We start from the raw sequence: 18869 nt of genomic DNA on the forward strand, positions 1-18869 counted from the left end.
GGTACGGGGGCGCCCGCGTCGGCCGCTGCCTGGAAGGGGGGGGGGGGGGGCCGGCCGCCCGCCCCCCCGCGCCCCCGCGCCGCCGCGGGCGCCCCTTCGCGTCAGCCGTGTGCGCCCTCAGGGCGCCATCAAGGCGCCCCTCAGGACGTCTTCAGCGCCTGCGCCATCTCCGTCAGCTGACCGAACGACGCCGTGCCCGCGACCACCGTCGTCGCACCCTTGTCCCGGCTCACCAGGGCGTCGTACGTCTTGCCCTCGTAGCGCTGCCAGGTCCGGCCGCCGATCTCCTCGGTGGTCTTCGTCCTCACCGCGCGCTGGGTGGCCTCGTCTATGAACTCGGACGGCTTGCCCGTGGACTGCTTGACGGCGACGTACTCACCGTCCGGGTCCAGGAAGCCCAGGTGCCAGCTGTCGTGCTTGGCGCCGTCGAAACGGACCGACGTCGGCTTCCACGCCTTGGCCAGACCCTCGGGCGCGGCCACCGGATACGCCGCGGCCCTGCGGGCGGTCAGCAGCTCCACGCGGTAGTCCACGCGCTTGACGGGGGTCTTGGACTCGTCGTGCGGGATGAAGATGTAGATGACGCCCGCGACGAGGCAGATCACCACCATCGACCACAGCATGTTCCGCACGGTCTGCTTGCCTTGTCTTCCAGCCACGTGCCCCATCGTCGCAGGTCCCCGCGGACCCCTTGCGCCCGCCCTGGGCACCCGCGTCCGGTCCGCTCATGCGTGGGGCCCTCTGCTCATTTTGTCGGCCTGCCGATAGAGTCATTCCAAACCCTCATCCGGCCGCCCTCCCGTCTCCCACCACCGCCCTTCCAAGGACGCCCTACGGGCGCGCCACTTTTTTGTATCAGCAGAAAGGTGCTCTCCGATGACCGAGCATCATCTCCCGTCCGAGCTCGAGGTCTCTCCCGAGGCCCCCGACCGCAACCTCGCCCTGGAACTCGTCCGGGTCACCGAGGCCGCCGCCATGGCCGCGGGCCGCTGGGTCGGCCGCGGCGACAAGAACGGCGCCGACGGGGCCGCCGTCAGGGCCATGCGGACCCTCGTCCACACCGTCTCGATGAACGGCGTCGTCGTCATCGGGGAGGGCGAGAAGGACGAGGCCCCGATGCTCTTCAACGGAGAGCACATCGGTGACGGCACCGGCGCCGAGGTCGACATCGCCGTCGACCCGATCGACGGCACGACCCTGTGCGCGAAGGGCATGCCGAACGCCATCGCCGTGCTCGCCGCCGCCGACCGCGGCGCCATGTTCGACCCGTCCGCGGTCTTCTACATGGACAAGCTGGTCACGGGCCCGGAGGCCGCCGACTACGTGGACATCAACGCCCCGGCGTCCGTCAACATCCGGCGCGTCGCCAAGGCGAAGAACTCCGCGCCCGAGGACGTCACGGTCATGATCCTCGACCGCCCCCGCCACGAGGGCATCGTCAAGGAGATCCGCGAGACCGGCGCGCGCATCAAGTTCATCTCGGACGGCGACGTCGCGGGCTCGATCATGGCCGTGCGCGAAGGCACCGGCGTCGACATGCTCATGGGCATCGGCGGCACCCCGGAAGGCATCATCTCGGCCTGCGCGATCAAGTGCCTCGGCGGTGTGATCCAGGGCAAGCTGTGGCCGAAGGACGACGCGGAGCGGCAGCGCGCGATCGACGCGGGCCACGACCTGGACCGCACGCTCTCCACGACCGATCTGGTCCGCGGGGACAACGTCTTCTTCGTCGCGACGGGCATCACCGACGGCGAGCTGCTCCAGGGCGTGCGCTACGGCGCGGAGACCGCGTCGACCTCGTCGCTGGTCATGCGCTCCAAGTCGGGCACGATCCGCAAGATCGACTCCGACCACCGGCTCTCGAAGCTGCGCGCGTACAGCGCCATCGACTTCGACCGCGCGAAGTAGCAAGCAGCAAGGCAGCAAGCGGGCTCCGCAGAGCGCCAGTTGCGTACGTCGAAGGGGGCGCCCCGTGCGGGGGACGCCCCCTTCGGCGTACCGACTGTTATCCGGCGGCGGCGATGGGGCCTGCGGTGTGTGCCGCCTTCTTGAGCTCCAGGTCGCGCCTGCGGCGCCGGGCGAGCACCACGCGGCGCTCGGCGGCCGTGAGGCCGCCCCAGACGCCGTACGGCTCGGGCTGGAGCAGGGCGTGCTCCCGGCACTCGACCATCACAGGACAGCCGCCGCAGACACGCTTGGCGGCTTCCTCGCGGGAGAGGCGGGAGGCGGTCGGCTCCTTGGACGGGGCGAAGAACAGCCCCGCCTCGTCTCGCCTGCACACCGCTTCGGTGTGCCATGGGGAGTCCTGATTCCGATCGCGCACTGGCACCCTTCCCCGAGCGCTGGACTGCGCTCGTGCAGGGGAGGCCCCATCGCCGGGAACGGCGGCGACCTGCAGGGACTGATGCGACGGCTGCAGCACGGGTCTACTCCTGACGACGGCTTCGCGAGCGAGAGACGATGCAGCAAGCTCTACCCGCTGTGCATGCGCCTATGCACTGAGTTCCGATGTACGCCCGCCGCCGCCCCTCGGGGCCGTCAGTGGCCCAAGTGCTTGCGCAGCTGCTTGTGCAGATCGCGCACCAGCTTGCCGCGCCTGGGCCGGGCCTCGATGCTGCCGAGGACCGCGAAGCCGTCGACGAAGACGACCGGGGCGTCGCGCTCGGCCGAGTCGAGCGTCTCCACCTCGAAGCTGCCGAGCACGCCCGTGCCGCTGCCCCGCAGCGAGATGTTCTCCGGGACGCGGATCTCGACGCTGCCGAAGACGGAGACCGCCTTGATGACGACCTGCCGCTGCTCGAAGATCGCCTCGCTGAGGTCGATCTCCACGCTGCCGAAGATCGCGTACGCATGGGTGCGGCGGCCGACCCGCCAGCGGCCCTTGCGCACCGAGCTGCTGAAGACCGCGACCAGGTTCTCGTCGGCGACCGGGGGCACCATGCCGTCCGACGGCCGGGAGGGGGCCGGCTCGGGAGCCGCCGTCGCGTACCCGGCACCGCCGGCCGCGGGCAGGTCGCCGACCAGGGGTGCCAGCTCCTCCACCGTCTTCGCGCGGTAGACGCCGTCGATGCGCTCGCCGTGCTCCTCGGCCGTCAGCCGGCCCTCGGCAAGGGCCTCGCGGAGGATGTCCGCCGTGCGGTCCCGGTCCGCGTCGGAGGCGCGCAGGGCTGCGGGCCGCGGTTCCGGCGATGGCTGCTGAGGGCGCTTCTCTAGGTCCACACCAGCCAGCGTACCCAAACGCGATAGATCGCGACTACCCCTCGAACCGCGGTACTGAGCCTTACCTCACAGACTCGGCCGTCCTGTGGCGTTCTACGCTGGTTGGCGCGTCGCCAATGGAGGCCGCGCCGCTGTCTGCCGAGTGAGGAATGGCCGTAATGCCAGAGTTTGAGTACTCCGATCTGCTCCCGCTGGGAGAGGACACCACCCCGTACCGGCTGGTGACCTCCGAGGGTGTCGCCACCTTCGAGGCCGACGGGCGGACGTTCCTCAAGGTCGACCCGGAGGCGCTGCGCAAGCTCGCCGCCGAGGCGATCCACGACATCCAGCACTATCTGCGGCCCGCGCACCTGGCGCAGCTGCGGCGCATCATCGACGACCCCGAGGCGTCGTCGAACGACAAGTTCGTGGCGCTCGACCTGCTGAAGAACGCGAACATCGCGGCGGCCGGCGTGCTGCCCATGTGCCAGGACACCGGCACGGCGATCGTCATGGGCAAACGCGGCCAGAACGTCCTCACCGAAGGTGAGGACGAGAAGGCCCTGAGCCGCGGCATCTACGACGCGTACACGAAGCTCAACCTCCGGTACTCGCAGATGGCTCCGCTGACCATGTGGGAGGAGAAGAACACCGGCTCCAACCTCCCCGCGCAGGTCGAGCTGTACGCGACCGACGGCGGCGCCTACAAGTTCCTCTTCATGGCCAAGGGCGGCGGCTCGGCCAACAAGTCGTTCCTCTACCAGGAGACGAAGGCCGTCCTGAACGAGGCCTCCATGATGAAGTTCCTGGAGGAGAAGATCCGTTCGCTCGGCACGGCGGCCTGCCCGCCGTACCACCTGGCGATCGTCGTCGGCGGCACCAGCGCCGAATTCGCCCTGAAGACCGCCAAGTACGCCTCCGCGCACTACCTGGACGAGCTGCCCGCCGAGGGCTCGCCGACCGGGCACGGCTTCCGGGACAAGGAGCTGGAGGAGAAGGTCTTCGAGCTCACCCAGAAGATCGGCATCGGCGCGCAGTTCGGCGGCAAGTACTTCTGCCACGACGTACGCGTGGTGCGCCTGCCGCGCCACGGTGCCTCGCTGCCCGTCGCGATCGCCGTCTCCTGCTCGGCCGACCGCCAGGCCACCGCGAAGATCACCGCCGAAGGCGTCTTCCTGGAGCAGCTGGAGACCGACCCCGCGCGCTTCCTTCCGGAGACCACGGACGAGACCCTCAACGAGGACGCCGAGGCCTCGGCCCGCGGCGAAGCCGCTGATGTACTCAGTGTTCAGATCGACCTGAACCAGCCCATGGACGCGATCCTCGCCGAGCTCACCAAGTACCCGGTCAAGACCCGGCTCTCGCTCTCCGGCCCCCTGGTCGTGGCCCGCGACATCGCGCACGCCAAGATCAAGGAGCGGCTCGACGCGGGCGAGGAGATGCCGCAGTACCTGAAGGACCACCCGGTGTACTACGCGGGCCCGGCGAAGACCCCCGAGGGTTACGCGTCCGGCTCCTTCGGCCCGACCACGGCCGGCCGGATGGACTCCTACGTAGAGCAGTTCCAGGCCGCGGGCGGCTCCAAGGTGATGCTCGCCAAGGGCAACCGCTCGAAGCAGGTCACCGACGCCTGTGCCGCGCACGGCGGCTTCTACCTGGGCTCGATCGGCGGCCCCGCCGCGCGCCTCGCCCAAGACTGCATCAAGAAGGTCGAGGTCGTCGAGTACGAGGAGCTCGGCATGGAGGCCGTCTGGAAGATCGAGGTCGAGGACTTCCCGGCGTTCATCGTCGTGGACGACAAGGGCGACGACTTCTTCCAGAACCCGGCCCCGGCGCCGACGTTCACCAGCATCCCGGTGCGGGGCCCCGGCCTGGGCTGACCCTGCGGCAGCACCCCGTCAGGGCCGTTCAGTTCCTGACATGGAACTCCAGCCTCTGGTAGTCCCCGTCATCGGTGGAGCGGATGTAGCCGCGTGCCTCTTCGTAGTCGCCGGTTCCGCCCGTGATCGCGATGTCGAAGGTGGGCTGTTGCGACGACTCGTCGAGCGGCACTACGGCCTGCCCGGCGATGTGGCCGCCCTCGAGCACGAAGGTGCCCACGCACAGCAGGTCGCCGGGGTCGGCGACGCGCACCACGGTGCACGTCACGCCGTCCCTGCCGACCTTGCCACCGCCTTTGCTGTCGTACAGGTCGTCGGCGAAGGCGAAGCTGTCCCCGATTTCGGGTGCCTGCTCGCTCTCGCCCTCGTCGTCCTCGCTCGCGACTTCCTTCGCATAGAGCGTGAACGTCTCGTCGTCCTGGGCGGGCGCGGCGAAGGCGGGGGACGAGGCGGTGAGGGCGACGGACGCGGCCAGGCAGACGCCGAGCGCGCCGAGGGTCCTGAGGTGGGGAAGCATGGGCCGCCTCCTGTGAGGTGGTGGGTCTCCCCCCTCATTCCCTTCCTCATTCTCCGACGTTCGCCCCGGGCCCGCCTCCTGGAGGGCGGTGGCGGAGGAGGCCCGGGGCGAACGGGGGCTTACGCGAACCTCTGGTTCGGCGACCCGTCGCACTTCTGGAGCTTCAGCGGCTCCTTGGGCGATGCGAGCCCCAGGCAGAGCCCGGTGTCCGACGCGGGACGCACCGTCCCCGCCTCGCGCACGAACTTCTGGTTGGCGCCGCCGTGGCAGTTCCACAGCGTGACGGCGGTGCCTTCCTTCGCCGTTCCGGGTACGTCGATGCAGCGGTCCTGCGTCAGACCGGTGTGCAGTGACTGCCGACCACCGGGGCCGCCGTCGTACCACCAGGTCTGATTGCGGTTGCCGGTGCAGTCCCAGCCCTGGACCTTGGTGCCGTTGCGGCTGCTCGACGCGTCGACGTCCACGCAGGTCCCCGTGCCCTGGTTCTTCAGGGGTCTGTACGCGTCGTCCCATCCGCCCGGGTACAGCTTGGGGCTGCCCGTGCTCGCCGGGTCGGCGCAACTGGCCTCACGCTGCCCGGAGTTGTGGATCTGGGTGAGGCAGGACGCGAAGGCCGCGTGGCCCCGCGCGTTGGGGTGGAAGGACTGCCGTACCGAATTGGAGTCCGGCGGGAAGGGGTTGGAGAGGTCGATGTAGAGCCCGCGCGCCCAGGTGTCCTCCATGCAGACCTCGTGGCCGTGGAAGAGCCGGGAGTTGTCGAGGTAGGTCGCGCCGGCGTTCTTCGCGGCCTTGCGCATGCCGGTCTCGAAGGCCGGCACCGCGTAGTTGCGGGCCCACTGGGTGTCGGAGTCGTAGCCGAGACCGCCGCAGGCCAGCTTGCCGGGGAAGTTCGGGTTGTCGCGGAAGTCCGGGCCGACCGGGTTCGGGTAGCCCATGGCGACGAGCTTGTAGTCGCCTTCCTGGTAGCCCGCGTCCTTCATCACGGTCTTCAGGTCGCGGATGGACTGCTCGACCTTGGGCACGAGGGCGTCGACCCGGGCCTGCCAGCCGTCGCTGTACTTGCCGGCGCAGGCTCCCTGGCTGAGCAGATAGCGGGTGACGCAGTCCGTCATCACCGGCGAGAACTCGAGGTCGTCGTTGGCGCCGATGACGAGCAGGATCGTCTTGATCTTGGTGTTCCGGGCCTTGATGGCGAGGTTGTCGCTCTGCACCAGCTCGTCGGCGTACTGCTTCTGGCCGCCGATCCTGATGTTGACGGTGCTCGCTCCCGAGCAGGCGACGTTGTACGTCACGTCGGCCGGGATGCCGGTGCGGTGGATCGCGGCGTCCGGGGAGCGGTGGCACCAGTTGTCGGGGCCGTCGGTACCGGGTTCGTACGTCCCGACACCCTCCCCGGAGATCTCGCTGTCGCCGAGCGAGATCAGCCCGGTCTTGCGGTCGGCGAGCGGGCGCTCGGCCGGGTCGCCGTAGAGCTTGGTGGCCTCGTCCGCCCGGATCTTCTCCAGGTCGGGCGGGAGCGGCGTCGAGGCGGGCGCCGCCTTCGGGCTCCCGCCGTTGCCGTCCGCCGCCTGGGCGGGCATCGCCGCCGTGCCGAACACCGCCGCCATCGCGACGGCCGCCGCGAAAGTACATCTCAGCCTGCCCTGGCGGCTGCTTCTGGTGCGCTTCATCGCGCCTCCCCGGTTTGGTGTTACCCCCGGTTTTTACTGGCCAGTAGGGCGCTTGGGAATACCTGGAACAAGACAAGTGCTCAACTTTTCGGCGGGTTCTGACGGAGAGGTAGGTTCGAGGCATGACCAGCGACGCCAGTGGTGAGTACCGGATCGAACACGACTCCATGGGCGAGGTGCGGGTCCCCGCACACGCCAAGTGGCGGGCCCAGACACAGCGGGCGGTGGAGAACTTCCCCATCTCCGGGCAGCGCATCGAACGCGCCCACATCGCCGCTCTCGCGCGGATCAAGGCGGCCGCGGCGAAGGTCAACGCGGAGCTCGGCGTGCTCGACAAGGACATCGCGGAGGCCATCGCCGACGCGGCGGGCGAAGTCGCCGAAGGCCGCTGGGACGAGCACTTCCCGGTGGACGTCTTCCAGACGGGGTCCGGCACGTCGTCGAACATGAACACCAACGAGGTGCTCGCCACGCTCGCCACGGAGCGGCTCGGTCGCGACGTACATCCCAACGACCACGTGAACGCCTCGCAGTCGTCGAACGACGTCTTCCCGTCCTCCATCCACATCGCGGCGACGGGCGCCGTGACGGGCGATCTGATCCCCGCCCTCGAGCACCTCGCCGCGTCCCTGGAGCGCAAGGCCGAGGAGTTCGCGGACGTCGTGAAGTCCGGGCGTACGCATCTCATGGACGCGACGCCGGTGACGCTCGGCCAGGAGTTCGGCGGGTACGCGGCGCAGGTGCGGTACGGCGTGGAGCGGCTGCGGTCGTCGCTGCCGCGCCTGGCCGAACTGCCGCTGGGCGGCACGGCGGTGGGCACCGGGATCAACACGCCGCCCGGGTTCTCGGCCGCCGTGATCGCGGAGGTGGCGCGGGCCACCGGGCTGCCGCTGACCGAGGCGCGGGACCACTTCGAGGCGCAGGGGGCGCGGGACGGAATCGTCGAGACCAGTGGGCAGTTGCGCACGATCGGCGTCGGTCTGACGAAGATCTCCAACGACCTGCGGTGGATGGCATCCGGGCCCCGGACGGGGCTCGCCGAGATCAACCTGCCCGATCTGCAGCCCGGTTCGTCGATCATGCCGGGCAAGGTGAATCCGGTGATTCCGGAGGCGGTGCTCATGGTCGCCGCGCAGGTCACCGGGAACGACGCGACGGTCGCCGCGGCGGGGGCGGCGGGCAACTTCGAGCTGAACGTGATGCTTCCGGTCATCGCCAAGAACGTCCTGGAGTCCGTGCGGCTGCTCGCCAACGCGTCGCGGCTGCTCGCCGACCGGACGGTGGACGGGATCACGGCGAACCGTGAACGGGCCCTCGAGTACGCCGAGTCGTCGCCTTCCGTCGTCACTCCGCTGAACAAGTACATCGGGTACGAGGAGGCTGCGAAGGTGGCGAAGAAGGCACTGGCCGAGCGCAAGACGATCCGGGAGGTCGTGCTTGCTTCCGGGTACGTCGAGGGGGGCGACCTCACGGTGGAGCAGCTCGACGCGGCCCTTGACGTGCTGCGGATGACCCGGCCCTAGGGAGCGGACGCCCCGGCCCTGGGGAGCCGCCGCCGGACGGTCCTGCCGGGCTACTAACATCTCTGCATGACAGCGCACATGACGCCGCCAACGACGAGCAGCGACGACGCACGCTGGGCCCCCGGCTCCCACGTGCTGTGGCGGTACAAGGAGAACGCCGGGGAGCGGGTGCACATCTGCCGGCCCGTCACCGTCGTACAGGACACGGACGAGTTGCTCGCCGTGTGGATGGCGCCGGGGACGGAGTGCGTGAAGCCGGTGCTCGCCGACGGGACGCCCGTCCATCACGAGCCCCTCGCCACCCGGTACACCAAGCCCCGCGCCCTGAGCAGGGACCGCTGGTTCGGCACCGGCGTGCTGAAACTGGCGCGGCCGGCCGAGCCGTGGTCGGTGTGGCTGTTCTGGGATCCGGGATGGCAGTTCAAGAACTGGTACGTGAACCTCGAAGAGCCGCGCGCACGTTGGGCCGGAGGCATCGATTCCGAGGATCACTTTCTGGACATCTCTGTGCGACCGGACCGCAGTTGGAGCTGGCACGACGAGGATGAGTTCGCACAGGCTCAGCGCGCCGGACTGATGGAGGAAGCAAAAGCGCAGGAAGTGCGGGCCGCGGGGCTCGCCGCGGTCGAGGTGATCCACGCCTGGGGCGCACCGTTTTCGGACAACTGGCAACAGTGGCGGCCCGATCCGGACTGGGGCATTCCGCCCCTTCCGGATGACTGGGACCGCACGCCCGCGCATGTGACGTCATGAGACCCTTGATGCGCCCCCAGGGTTCAAACGTAGGATCGTCCTCCGCAAGGGCGCACAGCAGCAACTCAGCAGCAACTCCCTGAGCTTGCGCGATGCCTGACTGGTTGTCATCGAGGAGCGGCAGAACGTGAGCGAGGCGAGCGAGTTCGACAGGTACGGCGGGCCATCCGGCACGCCCGACCGCACGGGCCAGGCCGAAGCGTTCGACGCCATCGGGCAGCACTACGACGACGCCTTCCCGCACAAGGAGGGCCAACTGGCCGCCGGGCGCAGGATCGCGGATGCGCTGCCGCCCGGGGCGAGGGTGCTCGACGTGGGCTGCGGGACCGGACTGCCGACCGCCCGTCAGCTCACCGACGCCGGGCACAGCGTCCTCGGCGTCGATCTGTCGTCCGGCATGCTCGACCTGGCCAGGAAGAACGTGCCTGCGCCGGGCGCCGAGTTCCGCCGGCTCGACGTGGCTCAGCTGCGGGCCGAAGGGCCGGACGGCGTGGGGCACTTCGACGGGATCGTGGCCTTCTTCGCGCTCCTCATGCTGCCGCGCGAGGAGATCCCGCACGCCCTGCGGCTGCTGCACGGACTGCTGCGCCCCGATGGCCTGCTCACGCTGTCCATGGTCGAGGCCGATCTGGATGACGCGGCAATTCCGTTCCTGGGGCACACAATCCGGGTATCCGGTTACCTGCGGGACGAACTGCGGCAGGTCGTGCGTGACGCGGGCTTCGACATCATCGATGAGGACACGTACTCCTACGCCCCCGCAAGCACCGACGTTTCCCCAAGCTCTCGACTTCGCTCGACCAGGGGAGGCCCCATCCCCGAGCACCAGCTCTTCCTGCACTGCCGACGCGGCTGACCCACCTAGCCCCCGGAGACAACGGCGCAGCCCCGGACGGACGGATCGAAACGCGTGACGGAGCACCCCACCCCCGACCAAGGCCGACAGCCCCGAGCTGCCCGGCCGACCGCCCCCGCGGACCCGCGCGGGGCGCTGGTGCGTGCCCCGGAGGCACCAGGCGGCACGGGCGCGCCCGCTTTACCCGCACAGGCACGGACCGGCGACGCGGCGTCCGCCCAGGCCCGCACCGGCGACCCCGCCGCGAGCCCCAGCGACGAGCACGCCCAGTCGTCGGGGGCCCCGGCCTCGCAGCCCGACCCGCACCGCCCGCGCCCCGTGCCCGAGGCCGTGCCGTCCCAGCCGGGACCTGAGCAGCCCAGGCCCGCGGTCGGACCCGGCGGCCCCGGCGGTCCCGGCGGCGAAGAGCGGCGCACCGGGCAGCCCCGGCCGCCGGGATCGGGCCCCGCCGCGATGCGCCGCGACGGTGACCGGCTGCGCTTCGTGGGCGCGGCCACCCGGCGCATCGCCCGCGGCATCGACCTGGACGAGATCGTCATGGGCCTGTGCCGGGCCACGGTGCCGACGTTCTCCGACGCGATACTGGTCTATCTGCGCGACCCGCTACCGGTCGGCGAGGAGCGGCCGACCGGTGCGCTGATGCTGCGCCTGCGCCGCACCGACCGGATCCCCGAGGAGCCGGACACCGACGGCGGCACGATGCCCGCCCTGCAGGTGCAGCCCGACCTGGTGACGACCGCCGAGCTGTGCGAGGTGCGCCCCGGCGGCGCCCTCGCCGAAGTCCTGCGCGGCGTACGCCCGGTGTTCGCCGACTCCCCCGGCGCCCGCGCCGCACTGCCCGAACTGCTCGGCGACGGCAGGACCGTGCCGACGGGGCAGCGCACGATCCTCGCCCCGCTGCGCGGCAGGCGCCGGGTGATCGGAGCCGCGGTGTTCCTGCGCCGCTCCGACCGCCATCCCTTCGAGGCGGACGACCTCCTGGTCGCCGCCCAGCTCGCGACGCACAGCGCGCTCGGCATCGACAAGGCGGTGCTCTACGGCCGCGAGGCGTACATCGCCGACGAGCTGCAGCGCACCATGCTGCCCGAGACCCTGCCGCGCCCGACCGGCGTCCGTCTGGCGTCCCGCTATCTGCCCGCCGCCGAGACGGCCCGGGTCGGCGGCGACTGGTACGACGCGATCCCGCTGCCCGGCAGCCGCGTCGCCCTGGTCGTGGGCGACGTCATGGGCCACTCCATGACATCGGCGGCGATCATGGGCCAGCTGCGGACGACCGCGCAGACCCTGGCCGGGCTCGACCTGCCGCCCCAGGAGGTCCTGCATCATCTGGACGAGCAGGCCCAGCGCCTGGGCTCGGACCGCATGGCGACCTGTCTGTACGCGGTCTACGACCCGGTCGCGCACCGCATCACCATCGCCAACGCCGGGCATCCGCCGCCCGTACTGCTGCATCTGGGCGGCCGCGCCGAGGTCCTGCGGGTCCCGCCGGGCGCGCCCATCGGCGTAGGCGGTGTGGACTTCGAGGCGGTGGAGCTCGACGCGCCCGCCGGTGCCACGCTGCTGCTCTACACGGACGGGCTCGTCGAGTCCCGCCTGCGTGACGTGTGGACCGGCATAGAGCAGCTGCGCGAACGGCTCGCCGCCACCGCCCAGTTGACGGGTCCGGACCACCCGCCGCCCCTGGAGGCGCTCTGCGACGAGGTGCTCGACATGCTCGGCCCCGGCGACCGGGACGACGACATCGCGCTGCTCGCCGCCCGCTTCGACGGGATCGCGCCGAGCGACGTCGCGTACTGGTTCCTGGAGCCGGAGGACGCGACGCCGTCGCGCGCCCGGCGGCTCGCCCGCAGCGCCCTGGAGCGCTGGGGCCTGGAGGAGCTGACCGACTCCGTGGAGCTGCTCGTCAGCGAGGTCGTGACCAACGCCGTGCGGTACGCCTCGCGTCCGGTGACCCTGCGGCTGCTGCGCACCGACGTGCTGCGCTGCGAGGTCGGCGACGATGTGCCGCAGTTGCCCCGGCTCCGCCAGGCCCGCGCCACTGACGAGGGGGGCCGCGGGCTCTATCTGGTCAACCGGCTTGCCCGGCGGTGGGGGGCGACCCGGTTGAGCACCGGGAAGGTGGTCTGGTTCGAGTTGAACCACAGTTCGACGCCGGAGCCGAAGCGGCACTGAGCGATCTGTGGGGATTGCGGATTCGTCTGCGGGTCCGTCGTGGCTGGTCGCGCCCCGCGGCGAAGCCGCTGATCGATACAGCCCCGCGCCCCTTGCGGGGCGCGGGGAACTGGCTCAGTCCTTGTTCGGCCGTCCGTTCGGGTTCTCCGGGATTTCGATGGAGCCGGACGGGTCCGGCTCATCCGGCTCGTCCGTGGGCGGCTCGATCGTCGACGGGTCCGTGGGCGGCTCGGTGGTCGGCTCCTCCGTCGGCGGCTCGCTGGACGGGGTCTCCGTCGGCGGCTTCGTCGTCGGGTCCTTGGGCTCCTCGGGCTCCTCGGTCGGCTCCCGCGGGGCCTGCGTCGTCGGGTCCGGCGGCGGTGCGATGGCCGCGCCCATGGACGTGTCCAGGTCGAACTCGCTGGGCGAACCCATCGCGTCGAAGGTGTACGCCGCCCAGATCTGGGCCGGGAAGCTGCCGCCGTCGACGCGCGGCAGACCGCCCGCGCCCCGCATGGAGACCTGCTTGCTCTCCTCGGCCGTGCCAGCGGCGCCCTCGCCGAACAGGCCCACGGAGGTGACCAGCTTCGGCGTGTAGCCGGTGAACCAGGCCGACTTGTTGTCGTCGGACGTACCGGTCTTGCCCGCCACGTCCTGCACGGGGCTGCGCACCGCGCTGCCCGTGCCGTCGTCGACCACACCGGTCAGGACCGACGTCAGCGAGTCGGCGGTGCCGCGCTCGACGACCTGCTCGCCGATCGGGTCCGGCAGCTCGATCGTGCGGTCCTTGTGCTCGACCGACGCCACGATCGCCGGGGTGACCTTCTTGCCGTGGTTGTCGAGCGTCGCGTACACGCCCGCCATCTCCAGCGGGCTCGCGCCCATCGTGCCCAGGGTCTGCGCGGGCACGGCGGGCAGGCCGTCGACGTCCATGCCCAGGTCGCCGGCGGTCTTCAGGACGTCCTCCATGCCGACGTCCACGCCCATCTGCGCGAAGACGGAGTTGATGGACTTGTTCATCGCCTTCTGGACGGTGACCGGGCCGTAGCTCTTGTCGTCCTCGTTCGGCGGCGCGAAGGCGACGTCGCTGCCCTTGACCGGGCGCTCGCTGGTGCCGTCGTAGACCGTGTTCGCGGTGATCGGCTGCTCGGACTGGGTCTTGCTGCCGTTCTCCAGGGCCGCGGCGAGGATCAGCGGCTTGAACGTGGACGCGGGCTGGTAGTCACGCCGCGTCGCGTTGTTCGTGTAGTGCTTCACATAGTCCTCGCCGCCGTACATGGCGAGGACCTTGCCCGTCTTGGGGTCGACGGAGGCCGCGCCCGCCTGCACCCGGGCGTCCGCCTTGCGCTTGTCCGGGTCCAGCTGGTCGTTCAGCTTCTTGTCGACGGCCTTCTCGAGCAGCTTCTGCTTCTTCTTGTCGATGTTGAGCGTGATCGTGTAGCCGCCCGCGTCGAACTGCTCCTCGCTGAGGTGCCCGGCCCGCATGACCTCGGCCTTGGCCTCCTTGACCAGGTAGCCGGTCTGGCCCTCGAGGCCGGGCGCGGCCTGCGGCTTCTGCGGCACGTCGAACGTCAGGCCCTCGCGCTCGCTCGCGGGCAGCCAGTTCTCCTCGACCATGTTGTCGAGTACGTAGTTCCAGCGCTCCTTGACGAGCTTGCGGCTCGCGGGCGTGGCGGACGTCCAGTCGTACTGGCTCGGCGCCTGCAGCAGGGCCGCGAGATAGGCGCCCTGCGCGACGTCCAGCTTCTCGGCGTCGACGCCGTAGTACGCCTGGGCGGCGGCCTGGATGCCGTACGCGCCGCGGCCGTAGTAGCTGGTGTTGATGTACCCGGCGAGAATGTCTTCCTTGCTCTGCTCGCGGTCCACCTTCAGCGAGATGACCAGCTCCTTGAGCTTGCGGGTCACCGTCTGGTCCTGCGTCAGGTAGTAGTTCTTGACGTACTGCTGGGTGATCGTCGAGCCGCCCTGCTTGCCCTTGCCGCTGACGGTGTTGATCAGGCCGCGGGCGGTGCCCTTGAAGTCGACGCCGGTGTCCTTGTAGAAGGACTTGTTCTCGGCGGCGACGAACGTCTTCTGGACCTTCTTGGGCACCTTCTCCAGGTCGACGACCTCGCGGTTCAGCTCGCCGGTCCTGGCGAGGACCGAGCCGTCCTTGTACTTGTAGACGTTGCTCTGCAGCTTGGCCGCCGCGTTGCCCTTGGGCACGTCGACCACCATGTAGAGGACGACGAAACCGAGCATGCCCAGCAGGATGATCCCGAAGAACGTGCCGAGGATCTTCTTCAGCGTGAAGAAGCGGCGTATGCCGCTGCGCTTCGGTTTGCCGCCGCTGGGTTTGCCGCCGTCGGCTGGGCTCGGGCGCGCTGCCCGGCGCGCGCCGCGCTGCCGCGCTTGTCGCTCTTCCGCTCGGCCCATGGCTCTGAGTGCTCCGCTTCCGTCTAGTCCACATACGTACGTCGAGTCAGCTCACGAAGCTAACACCGCACCTTGGGACAAACTCCTGCCGATCCGGTCTTTTCCGGACGTGACAATGAGCACCTGCCCTTAAGAACCGACGAACACAGACCCCAGAAGGTTGCCCGCTTCTCGAACCTGTGAGCTCCCCATCAGCCCCGCCCCAGCCCCCCAGGACGGGTATACACACCACGTATACACACCGTGTAGAGTGCCGCGCATGTCCATCGGTCACACCCTCCTCGGCCTCCTTGAGTCGGGCCCGCGCCACGGCTACGACCTCAAGCGCACCTTCGACGAGAAGTTCGGTCACGACAAGCCGCTGCACTACGGCCAGGTCTACTCGACCATGTCCCGCCTCCTGAAGAACGGCCTCGTCGAGGTCGACGGCATAGAGGCGGGCGGCGGCCCCGAGCGCAAGCGGTACGCGATCACCGAGGCCGGCATCACGGATGTCCAGCGCTGGCTCGCGACCCCGGAGAAGCCGGAGCCCTATCTCCAGTCGACCCTCTATACGAAGGTCGTCCTCGCCCTCCTCACCGAGCGCGACGCCACGGAGATCCTCGACTCCCAGCGGGCCGAGCACCTGCGCCTCATGCGCATCCTCACCGACCGCAAGCGCAAAGGTGATCTCGCGGACCAGCTGATCTGCGACCACGCGCTGTTCCACCTCGAAGCCGATCTGCGCTGGCTCGAACTGACCGCCGCGCGCCTCGGCAAGCTCGCCCAGGAGGTTCGCTCCGCATGACCCCCGCAGGTTCCCTCCTCACGGCCACCGGCCTTCGCAAGGCGTACGGCGCGACGAACGCGCTCGACGACGCCGAGTTCTCCATCCACCCCGGCGAGGTCGTGGCCGTCATGGGCCCGTCCGGCTCGGGCAAGTCCACCCTGCTGCACTGCCTCGCGGGGATCGTCAGGCCCGACGCCGGCTCCATCACGTACAACGGCCGCGAGCTGACCGGTCTGCCGGACGCCACGCTGAGCGCGCTGCGCCGCAGCGAGTTCGGTTTCGTCTTCCAGTTCGGGCAGTTGGTGCCGGAGCTGACCTGCGTCGAGAACGTCGCCCTTCCACTGCGTCTCAACGGCGCCAAGCGCAAGGACGCCGAGGCCACCGCCCGTACCTGGATGGAGCGCCTGGAGGTCGACGACGTCCTCGCCAAGCGGCCCGGCGAGGTCTCCGGCGGCCAGGGCCAGCGGGTCGCCGTGGCCCGCGCGCTCGCCACCGGACCGCGCGTGCTCTTCGCCGACGAGCCGACCGGCGCGCTCGACTCGCTCAACGGCGAGCGCGTGATGGAGCTGCTCACCGACGCCGCGCGCTCGACGAACGCCGCCGTGGTCCTGGTCACCCACGAGACGCGGGTCGCCGCCTACTCGGATCGCGAGATCGTCGTGCGCGACGGAAGGTCACGCGACATGGAGCGGGTCGTATGAGCCTCGACACCCGCCCCGAGGCCCCCACGGCGCCCCGGCCGCACGCCGGGGACACCGCGCCCACCGGCGTCCGCGCCTGGCTCCGCGATCTGGCGATGGGCATACGTTTCGCCGTCGGCGGCGGCCGTGAGGGCTGGACCCGCACGATCCTGACCGCCGTCGGCGTCGGCCTCGGCGTCGCGCTGCTGCTCGGCGCCGCGTCGGTGCCGAACCTGCTGCAGAACCGCGACGACCGTACGTACGCGCGCACTCCGTACGCCTCGATGGACATGAAGCCGCCCAAGGCGGGCGATTCGACGGTGCTTGTGCGCGACACCGGCACCCAGTTCCACGGGCGGACGGCGTCCGGCATGTTCCTCCAGGCCGACGGCGAACGCCCGGTCCTGCCGCCGGGCCTCGACACGATGCCGGCGCCCGGCGAGATGGTCGTCTCGCCCGCGCTGCGCGATCTCCTGGACGACCCGGCGAACAAGCTGCTCAAGGAGCGCTTCAGCGACTTCCGCGTGGTCGGCACCATCGGCGACGCGGGACTCGTCTCACCGCTCGAGCTGTACTACTACGCGGGCGCCGACAAGCTCACGGGGGCGGACGGCGCCCATCGCCTGGCCCGCTTCGGTCAGGACAACTCCCTGCCCCTCGACCCGTTCCTGATGGCGCTCGTCGTACTGATCTGTGTCGTCCTGCTCACCCCGGTGGCGATCTTCATCGGTACGGCCGTGCGGTTCGGCGGCGACCGCAGGGACCGGCGGCTCGCGGCGCTGCGCCTGGTCGGCGCGGGCGCCCGCACCGTACGCAGGATCGCGGCGGGCGAGGCGCTGTTCGGGGCGCTGCTCGGGCTCGCCGTGGGCGCGGTCTTCTTCCTGCTCCTTCGCCAACTGGTGGGCGTGGTCGACCTGACGAACGTCAGCGCCTTCCCGTCCGACATGGCGCCCGAGCCCGGCCTCGTCGCCCTGGTCGCGGTGGCCGTGCCGGTCTGCGCGGTCCTGGTGACGCTGATCTCGCTGCGCTCCGTCGCCATCGAGCCGCTCGGCGTCGTCCGGGGCGGCAAGCGGCGCGAGCGCCGCCTGTGGTGGCGGGTGCTCCTTCCGCTCGCCGGCATCGGCATCCTGCTGTCGTCGGGCCGCGTCGACCGCGACATCGGATCAACCGTGAACGTGCCCGCCATCGCGGCGGGCTCCGCCCTCACCCTGATCGGCCTCAGCGCGCTCCTGCCCTGGCTGGTCGAGGCCGTCGTGGGACGGCTGCGCGGCGGCCCCGTTCCGTGGCAACTCGCCATCCGCAGGCTCCAGTTGACCAGCGGCACGGCCGCGCGGGCGGTCAGCGGGATCACCGTCGCGGTGGCGGGCGCGGTGGCGTTGCAGATGATGTTCGCGTCCATGCACGACGACTTCAACCAGACGACCGGCCAGGACACTTCGCGCGCCCAGCTCACCGTCCACAGCGTCAGCGGCAGCGGCCCGCTCGCCCAGCGGATGATCGACGACTTCACCGGGACCAAGGGCGTCACCAAGGTCATCGGCACCGTCCAGGCGTATGTCACCCGCCCCGGCAAGGCCAAGGTCGACAACATCACGCCGACCACGCAGCTGACCATCGGCACCTGCGCGACCCTGCGCGAGCTGGCGGACATCGGCTCCTGCAAGGACGGCGACACCTTCGTCTCGCACACGAAGGACCGCAAGATGAACTCCTGGGTGGACACGACCGCACGCCCCGGGAAGCCCATCAACATCGGCGAGGACCCCGACTTCGACAAGGGCGCCGAGCCGGTCCTGTGGACGCTCCCCAAGGACACCCGCACCGTCGAGGCCAGGCCCAACCCGTCCGGCAGCAAGATCGACGGGGTGCTCGCCACGCCCTCCGCCGTCGACATCGGGAAGCTGTCCGACGCGACCACGACCTCCTGGGTCAAGCTCGACCCGAAGGAGCCGGAGGCCGAGGAGCATGTGCGCAACGCGGCGGCCCACATCAGCCCGCTGCTCGGCGTGGACTCGATGAAGGCGGTCGACCGCGACAAGCAGTACGCGTCCATCGCGCGCGGCCTGCAGATCGGTGCGAGCGTCACCATGGCACTGATCGCCGCGTCCATGCTGGTGTCGATGATCGAGCAACTGCGTGAGCGCAAGCGCCTGTTGGCGGCCCTGACCGCGTTCGGCACGCGCCGCTCCTCGATGGCGTGGTCGCTCCTGTGGCAGACGGCGGTCCCCGTCGTCCTGGGTCTGGCCCTCGCGGTGGCGGGCGGCATCGGCCTCGGCGTGGTCATGACCCGCATGATCAGCAAGGAGGTCACCGACTGGTGGTCGTTCCTCCCGCTGACGGGCGTGGGCGCGGGGATGGTCGTGGCCGTGACGCTGCTGAGCCTGCCGCCGCTGCGGCGGATGATGCGGCCGGACGGCCTGCGTACGGAGTAACTCCCGCTCTCAGCGCGTACGTTGC

At 70.4% G+C, this 18869-nt stretch carries 15 protein-coding genes; 9 read left to right on the plus strand and 6 right to left on the minus strand.

Annotated features, from left to right (window positions below):
• Window positions 1–140: 140 nt before the first annotated feature.
• Window positions 141–659 (minus strand): DUF4245 domain-containing protein, encoded by a 519-nt coding sequence (locus ACFWY6_RS14155; RefSeq protein WP_384689179.1) that lies wholly within the window; start codon window positions 657–659, stop codon window positions 141–143.
• A gap of 217 nt (window positions 660–876) precedes the next feature.
• Between ACFWY6_RS14155 and glpX the strand changes: the two genes are divergently transcribed.
• Window positions 877–1908 (plus strand): class II fructose-bisphosphatase, encoded by a 1032-nt coding sequence (gene glpX, locus ACFWY6_RS14160; protein ID WP_361811366.1) that lies wholly within the window; start codon window positions 877–879, stop codon window positions 1906–1908.
• Window positions 1909–2005: 97 nt separating this feature from the next.
• Here glpX and ACFWY6_RS14165 read toward each other — a convergent pair whose 3' ends face one another.
• Both ACFWY6_RS14165 and ACFWY6_RS14170 read right to left on the minus strand, forming a co-directional pair.
• Window positions 2006–2422 carry a WhiB family transcriptional regulator gene (locus ACFWY6_RS14165; protein WP_384689182.1) on the minus strand — a complete coding sequence of 139 codons (417 nt, stop codon included), beginning with the start codon at window positions 2420–2422 and terminating at the stop codon, window positions 2006–2008.
• A gap of 116 nt (window positions 2423–2538) precedes the next feature.
• Complete coding sequence (locus tag ACFWY6_RS14170) at window positions 2539–3219, minus strand: DUF1707 domain-containing protein (RefSeq protein WP_384689184.1); 681 nt, start codon at window positions 3217–3219, stop codon at window positions 2539–2541.
• Window positions 3220–3368: 149 nt separating this feature from the next.
• Between ACFWY6_RS14170 and ACFWY6_RS14175 the strand changes: the two genes are divergently transcribed.
• Window positions 3369–5078 (plus strand): fumarate hydratase, encoded by a 1710-nt coding sequence (locus ACFWY6_RS14175; protein WP_384689186.1) that lies wholly within the window; start codon window positions 3369–3371, stop codon window positions 5076–5078.
• Window positions 5079–5106: 28 nt separating this feature from the next.
• On the opposite strand, the gene ACFWY6_RS14180 is transcribed toward ACFWY6_RS14175, so the two are convergent.
• Window positions 5107–5595 carry a dirigent protein gene (locus ACFWY6_RS14180; RefSeq protein ID WP_384689189.1) on the minus strand — a complete coding sequence of 163 codons (489 nt, stop codon included), beginning with the start codon at window positions 5593–5595 and terminating at the stop codon, window positions 5107–5109.
• 119 nt (window positions 5596–5714) lie between these two features.
• On the minus strand, window positions 5715–7265 hold the full coding sequence (locus ACFWY6_RS14185) for a ricin-type beta-trefoil lectin domain protein (protein ID WP_384689192.1): 1551 nt from the start codon (window positions 7263–7265) through the stop codon (window positions 5715–5717).
• 122 nt (window positions 7266–7387) lie between these two features.
• On the opposite strand from ACFWY6_RS14185, the gene ACFWY6_RS14190 reads away from it, so the two are divergent.
• The 4 genes from ACFWY6_RS14190 to ACFWY6_RS14205 all read left to right on the plus strand — a co-directional run bounded on the left by ACFWY6_RS14190 (window position 7388) and on the right by ACFWY6_RS14205 (window position 12569).
• Window positions 7388–8788: a class II fumarate hydratase gene (locus ACFWY6_RS14190; protein WP_384689194.1), complete on the plus strand. Its 1401-nt coding sequence runs from the start codon at window positions 7388–7390 to the stop codon at window positions 8786–8788.
• A 66-nt stretch (window positions 8789–8854) separates the two neighbouring features.
• A complete protein-coding gene (locus ACFWY6_RS14195; protein ID WP_384689197.1) occupies window positions 8855–9541 on the plus strand; it encodes a DUF402 domain-containing protein in 687 nt (228 codons plus the stop codon).
• A gap of 127 nt (window positions 9542–9668) precedes the next feature.
• Entirely contained in the window at window positions 9669–10397 is a 729-nt protein-coding gene (locus tag ACFWY6_RS14200) for a class I SAM-dependent methyltransferase (protein ID WP_384689200.1), read from the plus strand.
• Window positions 10398–10451: 54 nt separating this feature from the next.
• Entirely contained in the window at window positions 10452–12569 is a 2118-nt protein-coding gene (locus ACFWY6_RS14205) for a SpoIIE family protein phosphatase (RefSeq protein ID WP_384689202.1), read from the plus strand.
• A 114-nt stretch (window positions 12570–12683) separates the two neighbouring features.
• Here the strand turns inward: ACFWY6_RS14205 and ACFWY6_RS14210 are convergent, their stop codons facing one another.
• Window positions 12684–14963 carry a transglycosylase domain-containing protein gene (locus tag ACFWY6_RS14210; protein WP_384689205.1) on the minus strand — a complete coding sequence of 760 codons (2280 nt, stop codon included), beginning with the start codon at window positions 14961–14963 and terminating at the stop codon, window positions 12684–12686.
• Between the two features lie 259 nt (window positions 14964–15222).
• On the opposite strand from ACFWY6_RS14210, the gene ACFWY6_RS14215 reads away from it, so the two are divergent.
• The 3 genes from ACFWY6_RS14215 to ACFWY6_RS14225 are packed head-to-tail and all read left to right on the plus strand — an operon-like array spanning window position 15223 to window position 18844.
• Window positions 15223–15750, plus strand: a complete 528-nt coding sequence (locus ACFWY6_RS14215) for a PadR family transcriptional regulator (protein WP_135333110.1) — start codon at window positions 15223–15225, stop codon at window positions 15748–15750.
• Window positions 15747–16433, plus strand: a complete 687-nt coding sequence (locus tag ACFWY6_RS14220) for an ABC transporter ATP-binding protein (RefSeq protein WP_384689208.1) — start codon at window positions 15747–15749, stop codon at window positions 16431–16433. The genes ACFWY6_RS14215 and ACFWY6_RS14220 overlap by 4 nt, the downstream gene beginning before the upstream one ends.
• Window positions 16430–18844 carry an FtsX-like permease family protein gene (locus ACFWY6_RS14225; RefSeq protein WP_384689211.1) on the plus strand — a complete coding sequence of 805 codons (2415 nt, stop codon included), beginning with the start codon at window positions 16430–16432 and terminating at the stop codon, window positions 18842–18844. Before ACFWY6_RS14220 ends, ACFWY6_RS14225 begins: the two co-directional genes overlap by 4 nt.
• The last annotated feature ends 25 nt before the right edge of the window (window positions 18845–18869 follow it).

It is taken from the genome of Streptomyces sp. NPDC059037 (assembly GCF_042740015.1).
Classification (GTDB): Bacteria; Actinomycetota; Actinomycetes; order Streptomycetales; family Streptomycetaceae; genus Streptomyces.